The following is a 17,087-nucleotide window of genomic DNA, read 5'->3' as shown; positions in this document are numbered from 1 at the left end:
GCCGGTCACCGCGGGGCTCACGCCAGCGGCAGGAACCGCGAGGAGCGGCGCTCGTCGACCGGCGTCCCGGCCAGCCCGACGAACCGCTCCACGACCGGCCGCCAAGTCTCCGCCAGGTCCACGTGGAAATCCGCGAGGTGCTCGTCGTCCCAGTGCCCGGGACGCGCCGCGGCGGCGATCTCCGGGGCGCGCTCGAGCCACGAGCGCACCACCGCCGGGGAGGACTCGACGTGGAACTGCACCCCGTAACCGCACGCCCCGACCCGGAACGCCTGGTTCTCGCACTTCGGCGAGGAGGCGAGCAGCTGCGCCGAAGGCGGCAGGACCGACACCTCGTCGCCGTGGAACTGCAGCACGTCCGGTGTGAGCGGGGCCGGGCCGAGCAGCACGTCCTCCGCCGCGACGTCCCGCTTCGCGATCAGCAGCGTGCCCGCCTCCGGACCCTTCGGCATCGGGCGGACCTGGCCGCCGGTGGCCGCCGCGAGGAGTTGCGCGCCGAGAGACACCGCCAGCGCCGGCACCTGCTTCGCCACGGCGCTGCTCAGCAGCCCCCGCACCTCGGCGAGCCACGGGTGTTCCAGATCGTCGTGCGCACCCATCAGACCGCCGAGGACGATCAGCCCCTGATATCCGTCGAGGGTGGCGGGCAACGGCTCCTCCGCAGGTCGCACCACCTCGACTTCGGCACCGGCATCGGCCAGCCAGCCGCCCAGCGGACTGCTCGGATCGAGCCTCGAAGGCTCCACGACGAGTACGCGCACACCACCCATTCCCCGAGCCTACGACCCGCGGCCGACGCATCCCACCCGGCACGAGCGGTTTCCGCTCAGTCGCTGAGCGGGAGGGCCCCACCGCCGCGCGGAGACCGGTGCGGTGACAGGACGGTTCCCCAGCCGTGCGGAGGTCCCCTTCTGCCATCCACCGATGAACGGAACTCCCCCACCCACGACCCGGTCCGGGGGCGCAGACAAAAAAGCGGGACCCCCGGGCCCATCAGGCCCCGGAACCCCACACGCAAAAAAAAAGAAAGGGGCGGGGCACGAAGACCAATTCGTCTTCGTGCCCCGCCCCTTCCATCGTAATGTGTCGGCGGTGTCTTACTCTCCCACACCCTCACGAGTGCAGTACCATCAGCGCTAAGGAGCTTAGCTACCGGGTTCGGAATGGGACCGGGCGTACCCTCCCCGCCATCGCCACCGACAACCCACACCCCCCACACACAGTGGGGGAAACCCATGAGCAGCCGCCAACCAGCGGACACACAAAACAATCCAGTTATCAACAACCCACCACACACAGTGAGCCAACACGTCCTGGGTTGTTGTCCCAGAACCATACAGTGGGTGCAAACATCTCGTGAACAAGCCCTCGGCCTATTAGTACCCGTCCACTCCATCCGTTACCGAACTTCCATGCCGAGCCTATCAACCCAGTCATCTCCTGGGAGCCTTAACCCCACAAAGGGGGCAGGAGACCTCATCTAGGAACAGGCTTCCCGCTTAGATGCTTTCAGCGGTTATCCCTCCCGAACATAGCCAACCAGCCATGCACCTGGCGGTACAACTGGCACACCAGAGGTTCGTCCATCCCGGTCCTCTCGTACTAGGGACAGCCTTCCGCAAGTCTCCAACGCGCGCGGCGGATAGGGACCGAACTGTCTCACGACGTTCTAAACCCAGCTCGCGTGCCGCTTTAATGGGCGAACAGCCCAACCCTTGGGACCAACTCCAGCCCCAGGATGCGACGAGCCGACATCGAGGTGCCAAACCATGCCGTCGATATGGACTCTTGGGCAAGATCAGCCTGTTATCCCCGGGGTACCTTTTATCCGTTGAGCGACACCGCTTCCACCAGCCAGTGCCGGATCACTAGTCCCTGCTTTCGCACCTGCTCGACCCGTCAGTCTCACAGTCAAGCTCCCTTATACACTTACACTCAACACCTGATTGCCAACCAGGCTGAGGGAACCTTTGGGCGCCTCCGTTACCCTTTAGGAGGCAACCGCCCCAGTTAAACTACCCACCAGGCACTGTCCCTGAACCCGATCAGGGCCCGAAGTTAGATGCCCAGAACGACCAGAGTGGTATTTCACCAACGACTCCACACCCACTAGCGTGAATGCTTCCCAGTCTCCCACCTATCCTACACAAGCCGAACCAAACACCAATACCAAGCTATAGTAAAGGTCCCGGGGTCTTTCCGTCCTGCCGCGCGAAACGAGCATCTTTACTCGTACTGCAATTTCACCGGGCCTGTGGTCGAGACAGCGGAGAAGTCGTTACGCCATTCGTGCAGGTCGGAACTTACCCGACAAGGAATTTCGCTACCTTAGGATGGTTATAGTTACCACCGCCGTTTACTGGCGCTTAAATTCTCCGCTACACCCCAAAGGGGTTCACGGGTCCTCTTAACGTTCCAGCACCGGGCAGGCGTCAGTCCGTATACCTCGCCTTACAGCTTCGCACGGACCTGTGTTTTTAGTAAACAGTCGCTTCTCCCTGGCCTCTGCGACCACCACCAGCTCCCCCAGCACGTGGGTTCACCAGCAATGGCCCCCCTTCTCCCAAAGTTACGGGGGCAATTTGCCGAATTCCTTAACCACAGTTCACCCGACCGCCTCGGTATTCTCTACCTGACCACCTGTGTCGGTTTCGGGTACGGGCCATGCACACACTCGCTAGAGGCTTTTCTCGGCAGCACGGGATCACTCACTTCACCACCACGGCTACGCATCACCCCTCACCCCCATGGTGTGCGGATTTCCCTACACACCGGGCTACAGGCTTACACCAGTACAACCACTCACTGGCAGAGCTACCCCCCTGCGTCACCCCATCGCTTGACTACTCCGGCATCAGGCCCCATGCCAACCACGACACAAACCCGAAGGTCCACGCCGCGTCGGGATGGTTAGTCTCAACCGTTCCATCACGGACGCGTGCACACGGGTACGGGAATATCAACCCGTTCTCCATCGACTACGCCTGTCGGCCTCGCCTTAGGCCCCGACTCACCCTGGGCGGACGAACCTTCCCCAGGAACCCTTAGTCATCCGGCGGCAGAGATTCTCACTCTGCACTCGCTACTCATGCCTGCATTCTCACTCCCGCACACTCCACACCACGATCACTCGGGCGCTTCACCGCATACAGGACGCTCCCCTACCCAACAACACCCCACAGGGCATCGCCGGCATGGCTTCGGCGGTGCGCTTCAGCCCCGCTACATTATCGGCGCAGGACCACTTGACCAGTGAGCTATTACGCACTCTTTCAAGGATGGCTGCTTCTAAGCCAACCTCCTGGTTGTCTCAGCGATCCCACATCCTTTTCCACTAAGCGCACACTTAGGGGCCTTAGCCGATGCTCTGGGCTGTTTCCCTCTCGACGACGAAGCTTCTCCCCCGCCGTCTCACTGCCGCGCTCCAACCCGGGCGTATTCGGAGTTTGGCTGACCTCAGTAACCCGCGAAGGCCCATCAGCCAACCAGTAGCTCTACCCCACCCGAGCACCACACGACGCTGCACCTAAATGCATTTCGGGGAGAACCAGCTATCACGAAGTTTGATTGGCCTTTCACCCCTACCCACAACTCATCCCCCAGGTTTTCAACCCTGGTGGGTTCGGGCCTCCACACGGTCTTACCCGCGCTTCACCCTGGCCATGGGTAGATCACTCCGCTTCGGGTCTGCACCACGCGACTCCACGCCCTCTTCAGACTCGCTTTCGCTCCGGCTACCCCCCAACGGGTTAACCTCGCCACGCAGCAGCAACTCGCAGGCTCATTCTTCAAAAGGCACGCCATCACCCACCACAAGGACAGGCTCTGACGGATTGCAGGCACACGGTTTCAGGAACTCTTTCACTCCCCTCCCGGGGTACTTTTCACCATTCCCTCACGGTACTATCCACTATCGGTCACCAGGAAGTATTTAGGCTTAGCGAGTGGTCCCGCCAGATTCACAGCACCCTCCACGGAAACGCTGCTACTCGGGAACACCACCACACACCCAGCATGCATTTTCGCCTACGGGACTCTCACCCACTCCGGCCAGGCATCCCAACCTGTTCAACTAACACACACCGACGGTGCTGAAGGGCAGACAGACCCCTCCAACAGTGCCCCACAACCCCGCACACGCAACCCCTGTCCGGTCTCCCACGCGCACGGTTTAGCCTCCTCCGCTTTCGCTCGCCACTACTCACGGAATCACCAGTGTTTTCTCTTCCTGCGGGTACTAAGATGTTTCACTTCCCCGCGTTCCCCCCAACACCCTATACATTCAGATGCTGGTAACCCGGCATCACCCGGGCTGGGTTACCCCATTCGGACACCCTCGGATCACAGCTCGGTTGACAACTCCCCGAGGACTCTCGCGGCCTCCCACGTCCTTCATCGGCCCCTGGTACCAAGGCATCCACCATGTGCCCTACATTACTTGGCCACAAAGATGCTCGCACCCACTATACAGTTCTCAAACAACAACCCAAGACAACACACCCACACAGAGCGTGCCCTCTCAGACACCCAACAGCGAACCATTCTTGATCACACCAGTGCTGTTCCACAATCCCTCAAGCACCCCACGGCAGGAACACACACGGTCCCTCCACCACAGGCCACTCCACCACCCCCACCACAGCACCACCAACAAAGGGCGACCACTGCACAGGGCTTCGGCGGGTGTTTTCGTGCTCCTTAGAAAGGAGGTGATCCAGCCGCACCTTCCGGTACGGCTACCTTGTTACGACTTCGTCCCAATCGCCAGTCCCACCTTCGACCACTCCACCCCAACAGGGTTAGGCCATGGGCTTCGGGTGTTACCGACTTTCATGACGTGACGGGCGGTGTGTACAAGGCCCGGGAACGTATTCACCGCAGCACTGCTGATCTGCGATTACTAGCGACTCCGACTTCACGGGGTCGAGTTGCAGACCCCGATCCGAACTGAGACCGGCTTTAAGGGATTCGCTCCACCTCACGGTATCGCCACCCTCTGTACCAGCCATTGTAGCATGTGTGAAGCCCTGGGCATAAGGGGCATGATGACTTGACGTCATCCCCACCTTCCTCCGAGTTGACCCCGGCAGTCTCCCGCGAGTCCCCACCATTACGTGCTGGCAACACAGGACAAGGGTTGCGCTCGTTGCGGGACTTAACCCAACATCTCACGACACGAGCTGACGACAGCCATGCACCACCTGTACACCAACCACAAGGGAAACCCCCTCTCAGGGGCAATCTGGTGCATGTCAAACCCAGGTAAGGTTCTTCGCGTTGCATCGAATTAATCCACATGCTCCGCCGCTTGTGCGGGCCCCCGTCAATTCCTTTGAGTTTTAGCCTTGCGGCCGTACTCCCCAGGCGGGGCGCTTAATGCGTTAGCTACGGCACAGAAACCGTGGAACCGGTCCCCACACCTAGCGCCCAACGTTTACGGCGTGGACTACCAGGGTATCTAATCCTGTTCGCTCCCCACGCTTTCGCTCCTCAGCGTCAGTATCGGCCCAGAGACCCGCCTTCGCCACCGGTGTTCCTCCTGATATCTGCGCATTTCACCGCTACACCAGGAATTCCAGTCTCCCCTGCCGAACTCAAGTCTGCCCGTATCGACCGCACGCCCACAGTTAAGCTGCAGGTTTTCACGGCCGACGCGACAAACCGCCTACGAGCTCTTTACGCCCAATAAATCCGGACAACGCTCGCACCCTACGTATTACCGCGGCTGCTGGCACGTAGTTAGCCGGTGCTTCTTCTACAGGTACCGTCACCCGAAAGCTTCGTCCCTGTCGAAAGAGGTTTACAACCCGAAGGCCGTCATCCCCCACGCGGCGTTGCTGCGTCAGGCTTTCGCCCATTGCGCAAGATTCCCCACTGCTGCCTCCCGTAGGAGTCTGGGCCGTGTCTCAGTCCCAGTGTGGCCGGTCACCCTCTCAGGCCGGCTACCCGTCGTCGCCTTGGTAGGCCATCACCCCACCAACAAGCTGATAGGCCGCGGGCTCATCCTGCACCGCCGGAACTTTCCACACCCCACCATGCGGCAGAATGTCCTATCCGGTATTAGACCCCGTTTCCAGGGCTTATCCCAGAGTGCAGGGCAGATTACCCACGTGTTACTCACCCGTTCGCCACTCATCCACACCCGAAGATGCTTCAGCGTTCGACTTGCATGTGTTAAGCACGCCGCCAGCGTTCGTCCTGAGCCAGGATCAAACTCTCCAACAATGACTGTTGAAACAATCCCAGCAGACACTCCAACCACACCCCCACACACAGTGCAAAGGCCGGCGAGCGCCATACTCAAAGAAAACCCAAAAAAGGGGCTGTTCATCATGAACACTAGCCAAAAACAGTTCGCTGTTGAGTTCTCAAAGAACACACCCACACCACAACCACACACCCAACAAGGCGCACAGTCGCAGGGAGCAATTCCTGCTTCATTTACCGTATGTCGATCACTCTAGCAAGCCCGAAATCCGGTCGCTTCAGGGGGGTCCCCATCGCTCCCAGCCGCTCAGGCGACTGCTTGAGTTGTCAACTCGCCGCAGGAACGTTTTCCGTTCCCCCAGCGGCCACTCAACGTTACCCGGTTCGCTTCGCCGTGTCAAATCGGCGCGCCCCGGCCGGTCTGCACTCGCGGGATCACTCCCGGGCGCTCCCGGCACCGTCCGTCCCGGGCTTTCGCTCCGATCCGTCCGGCCGTCCGTGCGGCAAGAACTAAGTTACGCACACGCTCGGTGAAAGTCAAATCGCCTGTTCAGACGCTTGACGCCACCCGTTCGCCTGGGGATCACCGGGACGTCGGCCGGAGCCACAGCTTGACCGTGCTCGTCGTCCCGGTGGCGTTGACCGCCTCCAGGAGGTCCGCCGGGGACACCGTCCGGGTGCGACCGACCGGGACGAGCTCGTAACCGCGGGCGACGATGTCGTCCAGGGCGGTCGCGGGGTCATCGCCCATCTCGGTGATCGCCGAGGGGGTGAAGGTGCCGACCACAGACGGCCGGTCCCGTTCGAGCAGCCGGTCGAGCCCGCGCAGCACCCGGTGGATCCGGCCACCGACGTTCACGTGCACCACCGACAACCGCGCGCCGTCGGCCACCCCGCGAGACTCCAGCTCCTCGTCCAGCCGCACCCCGCGCACCGCGGCGCCGGAACCGCTCTCGGCCACCTCGACCCCGCCCGCGGCCGAGGAGGCGGCCACCAGCTCGCGCCCGGCGTCCCAGGCGGCGCCGTCCACCACCACCAGCCCGCGCGCCCACTCGGCCGGGACGTTGACCTCGACGTTGTGGCGCAGCAGTTCGCGGCTGCGGGCGCCCGGTTCCACGGCGACGACGCCGCCGCGGGGCCCGAACCTGCTGAGCACCCGCACCACCTGGTACCCGACGTAGGACCCGACGTCGAGGAACATCCCGTCGGGTTCCAGCAGCGAGTCGATGAGCGCGGACACCTCGGGATCCCAGGCGGAGTGCGAGGACAGCCAGGGCAGCATCGCGGCGTCGTCGGCGGGGAACCGCAGCAGCCCCGCGTCGCAGAGCACCGGGGCGGTGGTCGCGTCCTCCGCGCCGCTGCTGCGCTGGTGCTCCCGGAGCAGCACCCGTCGCAGCACGTCGGTGCGGTGCAGCGCGGCGCCCGCGTCGGCGGCGGCGCTGCGCACGCCGGCCTCCAGGGCGCGCCCGCCGTCGCGCTCCAGGGCGTCGACCCGGTCGACGATCCGCTCGACGGCGCCGGTCAGGCTGTCGATCCGCTGCGCGAGGGCGTCGATCCGGTCGCCCCCGCCCGGTTCCTGCTCCAGCTCGCGCAGCCTGCGGTGCTGGTCGGCGAGGTCGGCGCGGGCCCGGACCATGCCGTCGTCGGTGCCGAGGAGCTGGGCGTGCAGCTGCTCCTGCCGCTGCTGGAGCCGCCCGAGCTCGCCGCGCATCCCGTCCAGGTCGCCGCCGCCGTCGACGTCGTGCTGGCGGCTCAGGAGTTCGGCCGCGGTCTGCTCCACGCCGTCGATCAGCGCGCGCAGCACGTCGCGGATGTGCTCGTCGTAGTGGCTGAGCGCCCGCAGGACGGCCTTGCGCAGCGCGGGCGCCATCGAGTTGCGGCTCCCGACGCCGACGTCGGGGGTCCGGTGCAGGGCGTGCCGGGCGACGAGCAGCGGGCGCAGCGGGTCGTCGAGGTGGCCGTGCCGGTCCTGCGCCCACTGGGTGCGCCAGTTGCGGTAGGCGTGCTCCACGCGTTCGCGCAGCTTCTCCCCCGCCGCGGCGACGGTGTGCGTGGCGAGCAGGTGCTCCCGCGCCGACGCGGCGAACTCGGCGGTGCCGTCGGGATCGTCGGCCGCCCCGCGCAGCGCGACGGCGGCGGCGTCGATGTCCGGTTCCCCGGGCCCCTGGCAGGCGACGAGCACCGCGCCCCGCGCACCGAGCAGCTCGGCGACGCCGCCGTGCTCGCCCGCGATCACCGGCACGCCGGAGGTCGCCACGTCGAGCAGGCGCAGCACGTGGTGGTCGCCGCCGTCGCGGTGCAGCGACAGCACGCAGTCGGCGGCCCCGGCGAGCACGTCGACGTCGAGGTCCTCCTCGACGAGCAGCACCCGCTGGTCGGCGGCGGTGGCCAGGCGGAGGCGCTCGGCGGCCTCCGGGTGGTCGTCCGCGCCCGAGACGGCGATCAGCAACCGGACGTCGTCGCGGTCCGGGAAGGCGGCCAGGAAGGCGCTGACCAGGCCGACCGCGTTGTCGGTGCGCTCGACGGCGTGGTCGACGGCGGCGGCGACCACGTACTCCTCGGAGATGCCGAAGCGCGCCCGGGCCGCCTTGCGGGTGGGCAGGTCGACGGGCTCGTGGTCGACGGCGGCCACCGGCAGCACCCGGGCCACCGCCCCGGTGCGCCGGGCCGCCGCGCGGCTGCTCTCCGAGAGCACCCAGGTCTCGGCCACGGCGGCGGAGGGCCGCTCCGCGACGCTCGGGCGCACGTCGATCAGGTGGCGGCCGGTGGGCACCGGGATGCCGGGTTCGCAGCGCAGCACGACCGGGTAGTAGGCGGTGTCGGCGGTGGGCAGGCCCGACGCGCGGACGGCGGCGCGGACCGCCTCGGCGAGCCGGCCGCCGCCGAGCACCGCGACGCCGAGCTGGTCGACGAGGGCGGCGCGGTGGTCGCTCTGCCGGTGGACCGCCGCCGCGGGGACCCGGCCGCTGGCGATGCCGACGCCGACGCACCACTCGTGGAACGCGACCGCGTGCTCGCCGAAGGGTTCGGGGTGGTCGCGGCGCAGCACCGGGTCCTCCGCCCACACCGCCGCGGTCCAGCGCGAGCCGCCCGCGGCGCGCTGCCGGTCGTCACCGGGGGCGCAGGCCCACTCCAGGAATTCGTCGGCGGACTCGAAGGGGCTGGGCGGCGCCTGGCCGGCCGACCACGCGGCGGCGTACTCGCGGCGCAGCTCCTCGGGCAACGCCGTGCCGTCCGGCAGGAAGTCGTAGGGGTGCGGCTGCTCGCGGGTGTACCCGGCGGCGACCAACGCGTTGCGGTACCCGGCGCAGAGGCCGGCGAGTCCGGGTTGCTCGGACAGCAGCACGCGGGGCCGGTCGGCGTAGCCGGTGGACAGCAGCCACGGGCGCTGCGGCTGGAACCCCTCGAAGTGGACGGTGCGCAGCGGGAGGCCGTTCGCGGTGTGCGCGCCGTCGCGGGAGACGACCAGGGCGCGCTCGGTGGCGTTCCACGCCGAGAGCCCGACGCCCGGGTCGCGGACGACGTGGTGGTCGACCAGCGAGATGGCCACGTCGAGCAGGCCGGCGGCGCCGGTCGGGTCGGCGCTGAGCCGGTCGATCGTGGTGTTCAGCAGCTCCTCGGCCCCGGTGTGGACGGCGAACACCGCCGGGTCGAAGGTGCCCTCCTCGGCGAGGTCGGTGGCGTCCGGGCGCAGGCCGTCGACGGGCAGCGGGGCGAGCACCCGGGGCACCAGGGTGACCGGCTGCCCGGAGCCGCGCAGCGGTTCGTCGAGCGGGGCGAAGACCTGCACCCACGGCTCGAACTGGACCACGGTGCCCGCCCCGGCGAGCAGGTGCCGCAGCAGCCGGGGGCGCAGCACGTCGCGGAGCTGCTCGCTGGTGCAGGCCATCGCCAGCCGGGCGAACTCCTCGGCGGGCACGCCGACCGCGCCGGGGGACAGGCAGTCCGGTTCGTGCGCGGTCTCGTCGACCAGCAGCAGCCCGAACTCGGCGGTCGGGTGCTGCTGGAGGAAGGAGTCCCGCAGCACCCGCGCGGCGGGGAGCTGGTCGCGGGTCGCGACGGTGCATCCGGTGAGCCAACCCGGCGCGTCCGGGGCTTCGGCGGGCCACTGCGGCTCGGTCGGATCGCCGGGGGCGGTGGGGTCGTGATGCGCCTGCGAATCGGTCACGGGCGCAACCTACCGCCCGCCGCGGCGCGGCCGAACGCCTCACCCGCCGGAGTGATCGACGCCGGAATCGTCCCTGGTCGCGGGGGTGTCCGACGCCGCGCGCGCTCACAGCATCGGCATCAGGGTCCGCAGCTCGTACGGGGTGACGTGGCTGCGGTAGGAGTTCCACTCCTCGCGCTTGTTGCGCAGGAAGAAGTCGAACACGTGCTCGCCGAGGGTCTCGGCGACCAGCTCCGAGTTGTCCATCTCGGCCAGCGCCTCGTTGAGGTTCTGCGGCAGGGTGTCGAACCCGGCGACCTTGCGCTCCCGCTCGGTCAGCGACCAGACGTCGTCCTCGGTGGCGGGCGGCAGCTCGTAGCCCTTCTCGACGCCGCGCAGCCCGGCCGCCAGGATCACCGCGTAGGCGAGGTAGGGGTTGCAGGCCGAGTCGAGGTTGCGGACCTCCACCCGGCGCGAGGACGCCTTGCCCGGTGAGTACATCGGGACCCGGACCAGCGCGGAGCGGTTGGCGTGCCCCCAGCAGACGGCGGTCGGGGCCTCCCCGCCGACGATGAGCCGCTTGTAGGAGTTGACCCACTGGTTGGTCACCGCGGTGATCTCCCGCGCGTGGTGCAGGATCCCCGCGACGAACGCCCGCCCGGTGTCGGACAGCTCGTAGGGGTCCTCCGGGTGGTAGAAGGCGTTCTGGTCGCCCTCGAACAGGCTGAAGTGGGTGTGCATCCCCGACCCGGCCTGGGTGCTGAACGGCTTGGGCATGAAGGAGGCGTTCACGCCCTGGGTGATCGCGACCTCCTTGACCACGTACCGGAAGGTCATCACGTTGTCGGCCATGGTCAGCGCGTCGGCGTAGCGCAGGTCGATCTCCTGCTGGCCGGGGGCGCCTTCGTGGTGGCTGAACTCCACCGAGATGCCCATCGCCTCCAGGGTCTCGATGGCGTTGCGCCGGAAGTGCGGCGCGGCGTTGTGGCTGGCCTGGTCGAAGTACCCGCCGGAGTCGGCCGGGACCGGTTCGCTGCCGTCGTCGGGCAGGTTCTTGAGCAGGAAGAACTCGATCTCCGGGTGGACGTAGCAGGTGAACCCGGACTCGGTGGCCCGGGCCAGGGTCCGGCGCAGCACGTGCCGGGGGTCGGCCCAGCAGGGGGAACCGTCGGGCATGTGGATGTCGCAGAACATCCGCGCCGAGTAGTGCTCGCCGTCCGGGGTCTCCCACGGCAGCACCTGGAAGGTCGTCGGATCGGGCTTGGCGACCATGTCCGATTCGTAGACCCTGGCGAAGCCCTCGATCGACGAGCCGTCGAACCCGATGCCCTCGGCGAAGGCGCCTTCGAGCTCGGCGGGCGAGATCGCCACCGACTTCAGGATGCCGAGGACGTCGGTGAACCACAGCCGCACGAAGCGGATGTCACGTTCCTCCAGGGTGCGGAGCACGAACTCCTGCTGGCGGTTCATGCTGGCAGCCTAAAAGCTCGACGGCCCCGATGCGTAACTGGTCCGTGAAGCCCCGCCGCGCGCGCTCACCCGCCGAAGCCCAGCGCGGCGACCATCAGCGGCAGCAGCAGGGCGATGAGGATCGCGCCCGCCACGTCGAACACCGCCCCGGAGCGGATCATCTTGGTGATCGGCACCGCGCCGGAGCCGTAGACGATGGCGTTCTGCGGGGTGGACACCGGGAGCATGAACCCGAACGACGCGGCGAAGGTGGCGGCGATGGCGGGCACGAACGGGTTGATCCCGGCGGCGACCGCGATCGGGATCACGATGGGCACCACCACCGCGGCCGAGGCCGTGTTCGAGGTGGTCTCGGAGACCACCACGGCCAGCACGATCGCGAAGACCGTGATGGCGACCGTGCTGGACAGGCCGAGCCCGCTCGCTGCGGCGGTGCCGATGGTCTGGGCGAGTTCGGTGTCGGCCAGCAGCGAGCCGAAGATGATGCCGGTGCCGAACAGCACCACGGTGCCCCAGTCGATCCGGCTGGCCTCGGTCCAGGTGAGGGTGAACTGCCGCTTCTTCCAGTCGGTCGGCAGCAGGAACAGCAGCGCGGCGCCGAACACCGCGACGATGCCCTCGTCGAGCCGCTCGCTGATCACGTCGTAGACCGGGGAGTCGTTGCCCGCGAACAGCGCGACGAACCCGGGGGTGACCCACAGCGCGACGGTGACGCCGAAGGCGACCAGGGTGTTCTTCTCCGCGCGGGAGATCCGGCCGAGCTTGGCCCGCTCCGCGGCGACGTACTCCTCGACCCCGGTGAGCTTGCCGATCTCGGGCCGGTTGAGCAGCAGCAGGACCACCACGAGGATGACGAACATCAGCGCGCACACCGGAGCGGCCATCGCCATCCACTGCAGGAAGGTGATGCGCTCGCCGGTGGCCTCCTCGATCAGGCCGCGCCCGATCAGGTTCGGCGGCGAGCCGATCGGGGTGAGCAGCCCGCCGACGCTGGCGCCGTAGGCGAGCACCAGCATCAGCGCCACCCCGACCCGCAGCCGCAGCGGGTCGAAGGGCGCGTCGGCGGGGAGCTTGGCGCGCACCAGGTCCGCGATCACCGCGAGGATGCCGACCGCGGTGGGCAGCAGCATCGCGACGGTGGCGGTGTTCGAGACGACGGCCGACAGCAGCGCGGTGACCACGCCGAACGCCGCGATCACCCGGCCGGAGCTGCGCCCGACGCCGGGCAGCGACAGGATCGTGAAGGCGAACCGGCGGGCCAACCCGTGCCGCAGCATCGCCTGGGCCAGGATGAACGCCCCGATGAAGGTGAACACGGTGGACGAGCCGAACGGGGCGAGCACCTCGTCCGGCGGCAGCACCCCGAGCATCACGATCGCCGCCACGCCGAGCAGCCCGCCGACCGGGATCGGCACCGGTTCGCAGACCCACAGCACGATGACGCCGAGCAGCACGGCGGCGAGCTTGTGCTGCGCCGGTTCGAGCTGGATCGGGAGCAGCAGGAAGACGATGCTGATCAGCGGGGCGAGAACCAGCCCGACGGTGCGCCTGCCCTTCTCGAACCGCTCCTCGGCCGGGGACAGCACCTGCTCGCCCAGCCCGCGGTAGGTGCTGCCCGAGAGCAGCACGTCGGTCACGCTCCGCGAGCCGGAGTCCCGGCGGTCCGATTCGTCCATGCGGGAACCATAGGGTCGTCGTGATCGGCCTCACCACCGGCGAACCGCCCAATCTGGACTGCTCCGCCGGATGGGTGACCTACCTCCCCGCGGAGCAGCGGGCGCCGGGGGCGGGCAGCTCCAGGTCGACGAGGTAGTCGGTGCCCGCCTGGTCCACGCAGGCGTTGCCCTGCAGGAAGGCGGTGTGCTGGGTGCCCTCGAAGGTGAGCAGCCCGCCGCGCAGGGCTTCGGCCAGCGCCACCCCGGCTCGGTACGGCGTGGCCGGGTCGCCCGTGGTGGACACGACGAGCACCGGCGGCAGCTTGCCGACCTCCGGCGGCTCCTGCTCGCCGGTGACCGGGACCGGCCAGAACGCGCAGGTGTCGCGGGCTCCGCTCGGCGGATTGCCGTCGTCGAGGAACGGCGCCGCCTCCCGGTAGCGGCGATCCGCCTCCCGGAGCACCGCGGGGTCCAGCACCCGGGCGTCGTCCACGCAGTGCACCGCGTCGAACGCGTCCATCGTGTTGGCGTAATTTCCGCCCGCGCCGCGCTGGTAGTACTGGTCGGCCAGCGCGAGCAGCATCTCGCCGTCGCCGTCGCCGTCGCGCAGGCCGCGCAGCCCGAGGTCGAGGTACTCCCACAGGCTCGGGGCGTACAGCGCCTGCACCGCGGCGGTGGTGGCGTCGCCGTAGGAGAGCTGGCGACCGCGGCCCGCGGGCACCGGCTGGTCCACCAGCGGTCGGGTGAGCTGCTGGAAGCGGCGGACCGCGGCGCCGGGGTCGTCGCCGAGCGCGCAGTCCGGGCGGCGCGTGCACCACACCGCGAAGTCGTCGAAGGCCCGCTGGAAGCCGGCGCCCTGCGCGACCAGGCTGTCCACGGCGGACTGGGTCGGGTCGATCGCCCCGTCCAGCAGCAGGGCCCGCACGTTGCCGGGGAACTCCTCGGCGTACTCCGACCCGATCCGGGTGCCGTAGGAGAAGCCGAGGTAGGTCAGCTTCGGGTCGCCGAGCACCGAGCGCAGCACGTCGAGGTCGCGGGCCACGTCGCGGGTGCCGATGTTGGCCAGCAGCTCGGTGCCGGAGCGCTCGGCGCACTTGGCGGCGTAGGCGCGTTCCTCCTGCTCGGTCTCGGCCACGCCGCTCGGCGAGGTGTCGGCGTCGGAGTCCAGCCGTTCGGCGTCGCGCTCCGGTCCGGTCAGGCACTGCACGGCGGGTTCGCTGGCACCGACGCCGCGCGGGTCGAAGCCGACGAAGTCGAACCGCTCGCCCAGCTCACCGCCGGCCACCGCGGCGGACATGGTCGCCGCGGAGCTCATCCCGGAGGCGCCGGGGCCGCCCGGGTTCACCACCAGCGAGCCGATCCGGTCCTGCTGGTCGGCGGCGGGGCGGCGCAGCACGCCGAGGGTCAGCGTCGCGCCGTCCGGGTCGGCGTAGTCCACCGGCGCTTCCATCCGCGCGCACTCCAGCCCGGGTTCCTGGAAGGCGATCCGGTCGCTCGCGGAGGACGCGTACGGCGCGCACGGTCCCCAGGACAGGCGCTGGCCGTAGAACCGCTCCAGGGCGGGCGGCACCGGACCGGCCGGGCCGCGCTGTTCGGTGTGCGGGCGCAGCGGCTCGTCGCCACCCCCGTCGGGCGGGGCGCACGCGGTGGTGGCCAGCAGCAGCAGCGTCCCGATCACGGTCAGTAGGCGTGGCACCCGCTGATCGTGACATGCCGTGCCGGTGGCGCCGCGCGCGAGGTGCCTCGCAGCGGGCGGGCGAGGCGGTCGGCGCCGGATGCGCGAAGATGGAGCCATGCCGCAGTTGCGCACCGCACTCGCACAGGTCAACGCGTCGGTCGGCGACGTCGCCGGCAACAGCGCCATGATCCTGGACTGGACCCGCAAGGCCGTCGCCGAAGGCGCTCACCTGGTCGTCTTCCCGGAGCTGGCGCTGTCCGGCTACCCGGTGGAGGACCTGGCGCTGCGCAAGTCGTTCGCCGCCGCCAACCGCGCCGAGCTGGAGGAGCTGGCCGGGAAGCTGCGCGCGGCGGGGTGCGGGGACGCCCTGGTGGTCGTGGGCCACCTGGAGCGCGACGACTCCGGGCCGCGCAACGCCGCGTCCTTCCTGCACGGCGGCGAAGTCGTCGCCACCTACCACAAGCACTACCTGCCGAACTACGGCGTGTTCGACGAGGCGCGCTACTTCGCGCCGGGCTCGCGGCTGCCGATCGTGCGCTGGCACGGACTGGACATCGGCGTGGTGATCTGCGAGGACATCTGGCAGAACGGCGGGCCCGTCGCGGCGCTCGGCGAAGTCGGCGTGGACGTCCTGGTGTGCCCCAACGGCTCGCCCTACGAGCGGGCCAAGGACGACCAGCGCACGCCGCTGGTCTCCGGGCGGGCGGTCGAGGCCGGGGCGCCGATGCTCTACGTCAACCTGGTCGGCGCGCAGGACGAACTGGTCTTCGACGGCGACTCGATGGTCTCCGACGCCGAGGGCCGGATCGTGGCGCGGGCGCCGCAGTTCGCCGAGCACCTGCTGTTCACCGACCTGGACGTGCCCGCGGGCGGCTACACCTCGACCACCGTGGAGGTCGACCCGGGGCGGCCCGCGTTCGAGGTGCAGCGGATCGTGCTGGCCCCCGACCCGCTGCCCGGCTACGAGCCGCTCCCGGAACCGCCGCTGCCCGAGCCGCTGTCCGAGCCGGCGGAGGTCTGGGGCGCGCTGGTCACCGGGCTGCGGGACTACGCGCACAAGAACGGGTTCCGGACCATCACCTTCGGCTTCTCCGGCGGCATCGACTCGGCGGTGTGCGCGGCGCTGGCCGCCGACGCCCTGGGCCCGGATGCGCTGCACGGCGTCTCGCTGCCCTCGACGCATTCCTCGGAGCACTCCCGGTCCGACGCCTCCGAGCTGGCCGAGCGGCTGGGCTGCCACTTCCAGGTGCAGCCGATCGCCGAGATGGTCGAGGTGTTCGACCGGCAGCTCGAGCTGACCGGGCTGGCCGCGGAGAACGTGCAGGCCCGGGCCCGGGGCGTGACCCTGATGGCGCTGTCCAACCTGCACGGCCACCTGGTGCTGGCCACCGGGAACAAGACCGAGCTGGCGGTGGGCTACTCGACGATCTACGGCGACGCGGTCGGCGGGTTCGCGCCGATCAAGGACGTGCCCAAGACGCTGGTGTGGGAGCTCGCGCGGTGGCGCAACGCCGAGGCGGAGAAGCGCGGCGAGGTGCCGCCGATCCCGGAGAACTCGATCAGCAAGGCGCCGTCCGCGGAGCTGCGGCCGGACCAGGTGGACCAGGACACGCTGCCGCCGTACGAGCTCCTCGACGTGGTGCTGGACGGCTACGTCGAGGGCGATCTGGGCTACGCGGACCTGCTCGCCCGGGGCTACGACGCCGAGCTGGTCGAGCGGGTGCTGCAACTGGTGGACCGGGCCGAGTACAAGCGCAGGCAGTACCCGCCGGGGACCAAGATCACCTTCAAGGCCTTCGGCCGGGACCGCAGGCTGCCGATCACCAACCGCTGGCGCGAAGTCAAGCCCTGATCCCGTGCGAGTGCTGCACGGAGCCGTCGCGTCCGGCCGGCTGCTGCTGTGGGCGGAGGACTCGGAGCTGCCCGCGCG

The 17,087-nt window shown here is 68.6% G+C and carries 6 protein-coding genes and 3 rRNA genes; 1 reads left to right on the top strand and 8 read right to left on the bottom strand.

What is annotated here, in order from left to right:
• Positions 1–17 precede the first annotated feature (17 nt).
• The 8 genes from ACQP0T_RS07805 to ACQP0T_RS07770 form a co-directional block, all read right to left on the bottom strand.
• A complete protein-coding gene (locus ACQP0T_RS07805; RefSeq protein ID WP_433871960.1) occupies positions 18–770 on the bottom strand; it encodes a type 1 glutamine amidotransferase in 753 nt (250 codons plus the stop codon).
• Between the two features lie 314 nt (positions 771–1,084).
• A 5S ribosomal RNA gene (gene rrf, locus ACQP0T_RS07800) occupies positions 1,085–1,201 on the bottom strand.
• Between the two features lie 155 nt (positions 1,202–1,356).
• Positions 1,357–4,444: ribosomal RNA gene (locus tag ACQP0T_RS07795) — 23S ribosomal RNA — on the bottom strand.
• Positions 4,445–4,702: 258 nt separating this feature from the next.
• Positions 4,703–6,225 (bottom strand): 16S ribosomal RNA (locus ACQP0T_RS07790).
• The 16S, 23S and 5S rRNA genes sit together here, the layout of an rRNA operon.
• Positions 6,226–6,790: 565 nt before the next feature.
• Positions 6,791–10,375, bottom strand: coding sequence for an FkbM family methyltransferase (locus tag ACQP0T_RS07785; protein ID WP_433871959.1), 3,585 nt, complete (start codon positions 10,373–10,375; stop codon positions 6,791–6,793).
• A gap of 105 nt (positions 10,376–10,480) precedes the next feature.
• Positions 10,481–11,824, bottom strand: coding sequence for a type I glutamate--ammonia ligase (gene glnA, locus ACQP0T_RS07780; RefSeq protein WP_433871958.1), 1,344 nt, complete (start codon positions 11,822–11,824; stop codon positions 10,481–10,483).
• Positions 11,825–11,889: 65 nt separating this feature from the next.
• Entirely contained in the window at positions 11,890–13,500 is a 1,611-nt protein-coding gene (locus tag ACQP0T_RS07775) for an SLC13 family permease (RefSeq protein ID WP_433871957.1), read from the bottom strand.
• Between the two features lie 79 nt (positions 13,501–13,579).
• Entirely contained in the window at positions 13,580–15,175 is a 1,596-nt protein-coding gene (locus tag ACQP0T_RS07770) for an alpha/beta hydrolase (RefSeq protein WP_433871956.1), read from the bottom strand.
• Positions 15,176–15,272: 97 nt separating this feature from the next.
• On the opposite strand from ACQP0T_RS07770, the gene ACQP0T_RS07765 reads away from it, so the two are divergent.
• Entirely contained in the window at positions 15,273–17,009 is a 1,737-nt protein-coding gene (locus ACQP0T_RS07765) for an NAD+ synthase (protein WP_433871955.1), read from the top strand.
• Positions 17,010–17,087 lie beyond the last annotated feature (78 nt).

Origin of the sequence: Saccharopolyspora sp. CA-218241 (assembly GCF_050954615.1) — a bacterium.
Classification (GTDB): Bacteria; Actinomycetota; Actinomycetes; order Mycobacteriales; family Pseudonocardiaceae; genus Saccharopolyspora; species Saccharopolyspora cebuensis.
Note: the sequence above shows the minus strand (reverse complement) of the source record. Positions and strands in the feature narration are given on the sequence as shown.